Source organism: Nocardia sp. NPDC050710 (genome assembly GCF_040654375.1).
GTDB lineage: Bacteria > Actinomycetota > Actinomycetes > Mycobacteriales > Mycobacteriaceae > Nocardia.
The window spans coordinates 1-8,689 of sequence record NZ_JBFAHV010000052.1; the positions used below are offsets into that span (position 1 = coordinate 1).

At 66.5% G+C, this 8,689-nt stretch carries 10 protein-coding genes and 1 tRNA gene; 6 read left to right on the forward strand and 5 right to left on the reverse strand.

Annotated elements, in window-relative coordinates; genetic code table 11:
- Positions 1-107: 107 nt before the first annotated feature.
- A complete protein-coding gene (gene purD, locus AB0H61_RS38700; RefSeq protein ID WP_357313836.1) occupies positions 108-1,379 on the reverse strand; it encodes a phosphoribosylamine--glycine ligase in 1,272 nt (423 codons plus the stop codon).
- Between the two features lie 216 nt (positions 1,380-1,595).
- Here purD and AB0H61_RS38705 point away from each other — a divergent pair, with 216 nt between their 5' ends.
- Entirely contained in the window at positions 1,596-1,973 is a 378-nt protein-coding gene (locus tag AB0H61_RS38705) for a PH domain-containing protein (protein ID WP_357313838.1), read from the forward strand.
- Between the two features lie 41 nt (positions 1,974-2,014).
- The gene (locus AB0H61_RS38710; protein WP_357313841.1) at positions 2,015-2,440 is read left to right on the forward strand and encodes an HIT family protein; all 426 of its coding nucleotides are present in this window, start codon (positions 2,015-2,017) and stop codon (positions 2,438-2,440) included.
- A gap of 122 nt (positions 2,441-2,562) precedes the next feature.
- Here AB0H61_RS38710 and AB0H61_RS38715 read toward each other — a convergent pair.
- The 3 genes from AB0H61_RS38715 to AB0H61_RS38725 form a co-directional block, all read right to left on the reverse strand.
- Positions 2,563-2,634, reverse strand: a tRNA-Thr gene (locus tag AB0H61_RS38715).
- Positions 2,635-2,743: 109 nt separating this feature from the next.
- Entirely contained in the window at positions 2,744-2,986 is a 243-nt protein-coding gene (locus AB0H61_RS38720; RefSeq protein WP_011207082.1) for an MbtH family protein, read from the reverse strand.
- A gap of 188 nt (positions 2,987-3,174) precedes the next feature.
- Positions 3,175-4,008, reverse strand: coding sequence for an alpha/beta hydrolase (locus AB0H61_RS38725; RefSeq protein WP_357313844.1), 834 nt, complete (start codon positions 4,006-4,008; stop codon positions 3,175-3,177).
- Positions 4,009-4,178: 170 nt separating this feature from the next.
- On the opposite strand from AB0H61_RS38725, the gene AB0H61_RS38730 reads away from it, so the two are divergent.
- From AB0H61_RS38730 to AB0H61_RS38745, 4 genes are all read left to right on the forward strand, one after another.
- Positions 4,179-4,349, forward strand: a complete 171-nt coding sequence (locus AB0H61_RS38730; RefSeq protein WP_357313846.1) for a hypothetical protein — start codon at positions 4,179-4,181, stop codon at positions 4,347-4,349.
- An 89-nt stretch (positions 4,350-4,438) separates the two neighbouring features.
- Entirely contained in the window at positions 4,439-6,007 is a 1,569-nt protein-coding gene (locus AB0H61_RS38735) for a trehalose-6-phosphate synthase (protein WP_357313857.1), read from the forward strand.
- Between the two features lie 74 nt (positions 6,008-6,081).
- Positions 6,082-7,074 carry a RimK family alpha-L-glutamate ligase gene (locus AB0H61_RS38740; RefSeq protein ID WP_357313848.1) on the forward strand — a complete coding sequence of 331 codons (993 nt, stop codon included), beginning with the start codon at positions 6,082-6,084 and terminating at the stop codon, positions 7,072-7,074.
- A 99-nt stretch (positions 7,075-7,173) separates the two neighbouring features.
- A complete protein-coding gene (locus tag AB0H61_RS38745; protein WP_357313851.1) occupies positions 7,174-7,740 on the forward strand; it encodes a hypothetical protein in 567 nt (188 codons plus the stop codon).
- A gap of 126 nt (positions 7,741-7,866) precedes the next feature.
- Here AB0H61_RS38745 and AB0H61_RS38750 read toward each other — a convergent pair whose 3' ends face one another.
- Entirely contained in the window at positions 7,867-8,328 is a 462-nt protein-coding gene (locus AB0H61_RS38750) for a VOC family protein (RefSeq protein ID WP_357313854.1), read from the reverse strand.
- Positions 8,329-8,689: the final 361 nt, after the last annotated feature.

The window sequence follows — 8,689 nt, forward strand, 5'->3', positions numbered from 1 at the left end:
GCCGAGTGGCCGAAGCGCACGCGACGCAGTCGCAAGTCTCGGCCGCTCGGCAGCGAGACATCCAGGGCCGCGAACACGCCGCGCCCGCGCGGCCGAAAACACAGCGATTACACCTCTATGCGTTCTTCGACGGCGGCGAGGCCGATGTCGGTGCGGTAGTGGCTGCCGGGGAGTTTGATTCCGGCGATGCGGGTGTAGGCGTTGGTGCGGGCTTCGGCGAGGTCGGCGCCGACGCCGACGACGCTGAGGACGCGGCCGCCCGCGGAGACCAGGGCGCCGTCTTCGCGGAGTGCGGTGCCCGCGTGCAGGACGGCGGCCGTGGGGTCTTTGGTCCCGTCCTCGATGCCGGTGATGACATCGCCGAGTCGGGGGCGGCCCGGGTAGTTCTCGGCCGCGATCACTACGGTGATGGCGGAGCCGTCGCGCCAGCGGGGGGCCGCGACCTCGGCGAGAGTTCCGGTGGCGGTGGCGTTGAGCAGTTCGCCGAGCGGGCTGTCCAGTAGCGACAGCACCGCCTGGGTCTCGGGATCACCGAAGCGACAGTTGAATTCGACGACGGCGGGGCCGGCCGCGCCGATTGCCAGGCCCGCGTAGAGCAGACCGGAGAAAGCGCTGCCGCGGCGCACCAATTCGGCGGCGACCGGCTTGACCACATCCTCGACGATGGCGGTGACCGTCTCCTCGGGCAGCCACGGCAACGGCGTGTACGCGCCCATGCCGCCGGTGTTCGGGCCGGTGTCGCCGTCACCGACGCGCTTGTGATCCTGTGCGGGCAGCAGCGGAACCACGGTCTCGCCGTCGACCAGGCAGAACAGCGAGACCTCCGGTCCGTCCAGGAAGGATTCGAGCAGCACCGGATGTCCCTGCTCCAGCAGTTCGGCGCCGTGGTCGCGGGCGGCCGAGCGGTCGGCGGTCACCACGACGCCCTTCCCCGCGGCGAGCCCGTCGTCCTTCACCACCCAGGTCGGGCCGAAGCGGTCCAGTGCGGCATCGAGGTCGGCCGGATTGTCGACGACCTCGCTGTGCGCGGTGCTCACCCCGGCGGCGGCCATGACATCCTTCGCGAAGGCCTTGGAGCCTTCGATCCTGGCGGCCGCGGCAGAGGGGCCGAAGCATGCGATACCCGCGGCCCGGACCGCGTCCGCGACGCCGAGCACCAGTGGCACCTCGGGTCCGATCACCACCAGGTCGGCCCGCACGTCGGTGGCTAGCGCGACCACGGCCTCGGCCGAGCTCGGATCCACCGCACGGGTCTCCGCGTGCTGGGCGATCCCGGCATTGCCTGGGGCCGCGATCAGCGCGGTGACCGAAGGATCCTTGCGCAGGGCAAGCACGAGGGCATGTTCACGGGCTCCTGAACCGATGACGAGTACGCGCACGGCCAACAGCTTAGGTGCAGGTCCCGGTCCCTCGAGCCGGAGCCCGTAACTAGCGGGTGACCGGCGGGGCGACGCCTCGGCGAATTCCGGCGCGGCACGCGCGAAATCCATTGTCGCGTTTCCCCCGTCACCGCCGTGTACGGAGGATGATGGGGATTGATGTGGACAATTCGTCCACATCGACCACCTCCGAAGCACCCGAAGGATGTGCTAGCGATGGGTCTGATCGACGGACTTATGGGCAATGCCGGCCGCATCGATCCGGGGCAGGCGCAACAGGAGTACGCGAAACTGCTCGGCAACGGTGAGCAGGTCTACGCCGCGTATCTGCTGGTTCGCGATGCCATTCTCTTCACCAACCGCCGCCTGATCATGGTCGACAAGCAGGGGCTGTCGGGGCGCAAAGTGAGCTATCACAGCGTTCCGTACCGCTCCATCACGCATTTCTCGGTGGAGACCGCGGGCACCTTCGACCTGGACGCCGAACTCGTCATCTGGGTCGCGAGCACCCACGAGCCGTTGCAGAAGCGTTTCACTCGCCAGGTCGACATCTACGAGGTGCAGGGCATCCTGTCGCACTTCGTCGCGGTCTAGGGCTTCCTCGGCCGGTAACGGCGGGGCGTAGCCTGCGAATCATGGCTTCTGTCTTCAGCATGATCATCGCGGGTGATCTCCCCGGTCGATTCGTTTGGGAGGACGACGAATTCGTCGGCTTCCTGACCATTGCTCCCGTCACGCCGGGGCACACGCTGGTGGTGCCGCGCAAGGAAATCGACCAGTGGCAAGACGTCGACGGCGATACCTTCGCCCGGCTCAACGGGGTGGCGCAGAAGATCGGGCAGGCGGTGCGGGCGGCGTGGGACGCACCGCGCGCCGGGCTGCTGATCGCCGGCCTCGAGGTACCGCACCTGCACGTGCATGTCTTTCCGGCCTTCACCATGGGCAACTTCGACATCTCCGGCGCGAACCACCATCCGTCGCCGAAGTCGCTGGACGAGGCGCAGGCCAAGATCAAGCAGTCACTGCGAGAGCTGGGCTACGGGGCGAACGTTCCCGCCTGAATCCGCCTGGACAACAGCAGAGACGACGAAGGGTGGTCATCGCGACGATGACCACCCTTTGCCGTATGAGCCCCCTGTGGACAGGGCCTCTACCACCGAGTCAGCCGCGCAGCGGCTGGAAGAGCCCCCTGTCAGGATTGAACTGACGACCTTTCGCTTACAAGGCGAGTGCTCTACCACTGAGCTAAGGAGGCGGAAAGCGGTGCAATCATAACCGGGCACGCCGCCTGCGTGACACCGGGTTACGGTGCCACGCAGCGGCGGCTCGACGAGCTGTCCCGGCGCAGTATCGAATACCGCGACTCAGGACTGGGCGCCCTGACGGGCCGCATCATCGGCGGCCATCGCATCGCGCAGGCTCTTCGGACGCATATCGGTCCAGTTCTTCTCGACATATTCGACGCAGGCGGCCCGGCTGTCCTCGCCGAACACGACTCGCCAACCGGCCGGGACCTCCGCGAAGGCCGGCCACAGAGAATGCTGTTCCTCGTCGTTGACCAAGACGAAGAAGCGGCCGTCTTCGTCATCGAAGGGGTTGGTGCTCAATTTCACCTCACTGGATACTGGCGCTTATACGGGATCGGCTCCTGGGCCCGTCCGGCGCGGGGCCCGTGCAGAACACGAACGGTGCGCCGGATGACTCCCCGAGCGTTGTGTCGACCCTAGCAAGGTGAACGTTACGCGTAGGCGGTTACCTCGGGCCCGATTGGTGTGGCCCGATCGGAATCCCCCGCTCAGGCCGCGAAGAAATCGAGCAGGATTTTGTTGACCTCTTCGGGCTTCTCCAGGTAACCGAAGTGCCCGGCGTCGGGAATCTCGTGGTAGCGCGCGCCGGAAATGGCCTCGGCGACCTCGCGCGACAGGTAGGGCGGAATCATCCGGTCGTCGGCGAATCCGATGGACAGGCATGGCACGGTGATACCGCGGTAGTCCTGCACCCGGTCGAAATCGTGATCCATCCTGCGCTGGGCCCGAATGCCGGGGGTCACCGGGCCGCCGGTGAATTCGAACAGGTCCAGCCAATCCCGTGCGGCGTTGGACTGGGCCATCGTCGCGGGCGACAGGTTCATCACGGCGGTGACCGCGGCCTCGTATTTGGCGGGCAATTGCACACCGCTGGCATCGAGGTCGTGCTCACCGAGCGAGAGGGTCTTCTGGAACTGGTCGAGGCGGCCGTGTCCGGCCATGAATACGGCCTTGCGCACCAGTTCCGGCCGGGCCAGCGCCAGTTCCTGGGCCACCCGCGCACCCATCGAGGTGCCGACCACCAGCGCGGGGCCCTCGTCGAGCAGTTCGATGAGCCCGGCGGTATCGCCGACCAGATCGTCGATGGTCATGCCGGACGCGGCCTCGAAGGACGGCGCGATGCCACGGTTGTCGAAGGTGCAGACCCGGTAGCCACCGGCGACCAGCGCGGGCACCTGATGTAGTTCCCACACCCGGCCCGGACTGCCGGTGCCCATGATCATCACGACCAGCGGCGCCGCGCCCTTCACGTCGGTGCCCTTGGCCCGGTCACCCTTGACCTGGTAGTTGAGGGATATTCCGTTTACCGTGGCCAGCGGCATTGTCGACCCTTTCGTGGAGTTGATGCTGCGGCCCCCCACGCTATAGGTACCCGAGCGGCGACGCACCGACCAAGGGGGGAACAAGGATCCGGGTTGGGCGCGCCTCGACCGGATCCATATACCATTGACTATTCGCACGTACGAGCGTAATGAGCCGGGAGGACTAGAAGATGGCCGCGAAGGGCAGCGCGAACGACATCGCGGACGACGACCTGGAACCACTCGCCGACGAGACCGCACGTCAGGCCCAGCGCGTCGTCGCGGCCTACGCGGAGGACGCCGACGAGTGCCGGATGCTGCTGTCGATGCTCGGCATCGGCCCCAACAGCCGGGGCGAGTAGCCCACCGACCCACGCTCGACGACAACGGCGCCGTCGACCGACAACTTCACCGGGAATAGCGACGCGCAAAGGATGCGTGAGTGGACCAGATGACCGACCAGCCGTCCAACGACTCCGAGCACGCCCTGCCAGCCGACGAACCGTTGCGCGCGACCGAGACCGGGCCGATCGAAACCGATGGGGCCGGTTCCGGTTTCGTCGTGGTGGCCAATCGATTGCCCGTCGACCTGGAGCGACTGCCCGATGGCACGTCCCGGTGGAAACGCAGCCCCGGTGGCCTGGTCACCGCGCTGGAGCCGGTACTGCGCAATAACAAGGGGGCTTGGGTCGGCTGGGCCGGCGTACCCGACGTCGATATCGATCCGATCATCGAGGACGGCCTCGAGCTGTATCCGGTGCCGCTGTCGGCGCAGGAGGTGGCCGACTACTACGAGGGCTTCTCCAACGGCACGCTGTGGCCGCTCTACCACGACGTGATCGTGCGCCCCACCTACGACCGCGCCTGGTGGGCGGCCTACGTCACGGTGAACCGCCGTTTCGCCGAAGCCACCGCCAAGGTGGCGGCGGAGGGGGCCACCGTCTGGGTGCAGGACTATCAGCTACAGCTGGTGCCGAAGATGCTGCGGATGCTGCGTCCCGATCTCACCATCGGGTTCTTCCTGCACATCCCGTTCCCGCCGGTCGAGCTGTTCATGCAGATGCCGTGGCGGACCGAGATCATCGAGGGTCTGCTCGGCGCCGACCTGATCGGCTTCCACCTGCCCGGCGGTGCGCAGAACTTCCTGTATCTGGCCCGTCGTCTGGCCGGGCAGCCCACCTCGCGGGGCACCATCGGTGTGCGCTCCAAGCTCGGCGTCGTCCAGGTCGGTTTCCGCACCGTGCGGGTCGGCGCCTTCCCGATCTCGATCGCCTCGGCCGAGTTGGACGAGCATTCCCGGCGCCGGTCGGTCCGCGAGCGGGCCGCGAAAATCCGTGCCGAACTGGGCAATCCGAAGAACATCCTGCTCGGCGTCGACCGGCTGGACTACACCAAGGGCATCGATATCCGGCTCAACGCGCTGGAGGAACTGCTGATCGAGGGCCGGATGGATCCGTCCGAGACCGTCATGGTGCAGTTGGCCACCCCGAGCCGCGAGCGCGTGGAGAGCTACATCCAGATGCGCGGCGATATCGAGCGTCAGGTCGGCCGGATCAACGGCGAATTCGCCCAGGTCGGCTACCCGGTGGTGCACTACCTGCACCGTCCCATCCCGCGCGACGAACTGATCGCCTTCTTCGTGGCCGCAGACGTCATGCTGGTGACCCCGCTGCGCGATGGCATGAACCTGGTCGCCAAGGAATACGTGGCCTGCCACAGCGGCCTCAACGGCGCCCTGGTGCTCAGCGAATTCACCGGCGCCGCCGCCGAATTGCGCCAGGCCTACCTGTGCAACCCGCACGACCTGGACAGCGTGAAGGATGCCATCGTCTCCGCCATAGAAGACGACCGAGACACCAAACGCCGCCGCATGCGCTCCCTGCGCCGCCAGGTACTCGCCCACGACGTGGATCGCTGGGCCCGCGCCTTCCTGGAGGCCCTGGCCCAAGACCAGGTAGCGGGCAGCGCCCTCCTCACCGACGACGACGTCTACCCGGAGTCGAGAGCCCCCCGCCGATAACCCGCGAACACATCCCCGCGGTGGGTTTCTCAATAGCGGCTCGCACCCGGGAGGTGCCGCGATAGGTTCATCGGATGGGGCACAAGGTGGTTCCCGTAGCTGACGACGTGTGGATGATGGCGCGTGAGCACCCGACCTCGCTGCGCCGTTCGACCCAAGAGCTGGCCGATGCACTCGAGCAGAGATATGGTTCCCGGTTCGCCGTCTGGCGCACTGACGAATTCGTCTTCGGCGTCCGTGCGGGGAAATTGGTCCTACGCACTCTCGGCGGCGCGGATGTGCCCTCCCCTGCGGTTGTGCTCGTGCGTCAGGTGCCCGGATCGATGGACCACGACCGCGAGGTGACCTTGCTGCGGCACCTGGAGCGCATGGGGGCCACGCTCCTGAACCCGCTGGACGCGCACCTGCTGTGCCGGAACAAGATTTGGCAATTGCAGGAGCTGGCTTTGGCCGGCCTGCCTGTGCCCGATACTCTCTCCTACGCGACGGCTCCGTTGGAAGGTGTGGTGCGCACCGCCGACCTCGGCGCTCCGTACGTGGTCAAACCGGTCACCGGGTATCAGGGCAACTCTGTGTTTCTCGCGCGCGGCACTCGGCTTCTCCGGGAGATCGGGCCCGCGCTCGCGGTGACCGCACCGCTCGTCTTCCAGCAATACGTGGCGCCTTCACACGGCCGCGACCTACGTGTGCTCGTAGTCGATGGCAAGGTTGTCGCTGCGTATGTGCGCACGTCCCACAACGGCGCCCTCGCCTCCAACATCGCCCAGGGGGGTGTCGGCTCGTCATGTCTGGGGGACTATCCGCGTGCGGAATCCCTGGCCGTCCTGGCCGCCCGCACCCTGGGGTTGGCTATCGCCGGAGTGGACCTGCTGTTCACCGCCACCGACTGTTTCCTCATCTGCGAGGTCAATTCCGTCCCCGGATGGCGCCCGGCGATGACGGCAGTGGTTCCCGCCATCCTCGACTGCGTTTCCCGGTGTCTGGCCGCGCACTCATGGGCGCTCGGCGAGACGACCGGCGTGGTTGAGCAGTACCGACCCGCAGACGACGTGTACTTGGACGGTTGATCAGCCCGGATGGCCGCTGGATAGCCCGAGCTGCGGGCGCGCGCCACCGTCATGGGTGGGAGCTTGACACCCATGGCGGGTTCACCTTTCCATGGCTACATGGCGGAAACGACCTCCAGCGTTCTCGAAGTGCTGAAGTCGTCGATGGGAACGCTTCCCACGTTCAACATCGTGTATTTCTTGCCGTGCGGCACGATGAAGGACAGGGTGCTCAAGCATGACCTGCTGCACGTGCTCTTGATCGACAGAGCGTGGCCGGTGGCCTTCAGATTCGAGGACGAATACCGTGCCGCAGTGGTCCAGGCGGTCTTGACCAGAGACAGCCACGTATCCGCGCGATCGGTCAGCCAGGACTCATCTCCCAACGTCGGCGCCGTGCCCAGCCTGGAGGAGGTCTGGGAGGTAACCATTCCCGGCGTGGTGGACTTTCTGAACGATGTCTTGATCGGATTCGGTTTGCACGTACCGGATGACTTCAGGCTGCCGGATGTGAACTTCGTCAGCGAGCACTACCAACTGGGCCTGCGGTTCGCCGAAGAGTTCCGCACCGACCTCGGTGAGGACTATGCGTCGATATCGGCACAAACCCTGAAAGACGTCCCGTTCGACCATGTGGCGCGGAGCTTCCAACGAGCAGTCCGGCATTGCCGGGTGCACGGACGCTGAACCGTTGCGGCGCACCGGGTTCCGGTGAGCGGCCACCTATGTCATCCGAATCGCCGTACGGGCCTCCTGCCCGCCTCCGGTCTCGTGCCACCCATCGGGGCAATCACCGGCGTGCCGCAGGCCGAATCATTGCCCCATTTCGCGCGTGCGTTTCCGCATCTGTTCGGCGAAGATGTCCTCGACCTGGGTGGCGACCATCCAACTGTGACCCCATGGATCCTCGAAGGTGCCGCTGCGATCACCGTAGAACTTGGTTGTCAGCGGCCGCAGCTCCCTCGCACCCGCGGCCAGCGCCGCCGCAAAGGTGACGTCGGCGTCGTCGACGAAGACATGCAGGGTCACCGGCGTGCCGCCGATCGCCTTGGGATCGAGCAACCCCCTATCCGGCGCGGCATCACCGAGTATCACCAATGAGTCGCCGATCCTCAGTTCACAGTGCGCGACTGTGCCGTCCCGGCGAGGCGTGCGCATGCGCTCATCAGCCCCGAACACCTGTTTGTAGAAGTCGATCGCGGCTGCGGCGCCGTCGATCACGAGAACCGGGCAGAGTGTCTGGTAACCCTCGGGGTTGGGCGCGACATCCGACATCGGTGACCTCCGATCGGGGATCGAAACGCGACTCCTCGAACGCTACCGCCCTACTGCGGCTCGTTGGTGCGGGATCCGCCACAACGCCGATGCGTGCACCGACATGCCGACGATGCGACCCGTTCGCGGCCGTCTCGCCACCGAGCGCCCGAAGCACACACGACGCAGCCGCAAGCCCCAACCGCCCGGACGAAAGCACACAGGCTGCAAACCCGCCGCTCAACCATCCGTCCCCAACCCAACCCCGCACAGAGCGAGCCTTACGAGCGACCCGTTCGCGGCCGTCTCGCCACCGAGCGCCCGAAGCACACACGACGCAGCCGCAAGCCCCAACCGCCCGGACGAAAGCACACAGGCTGCA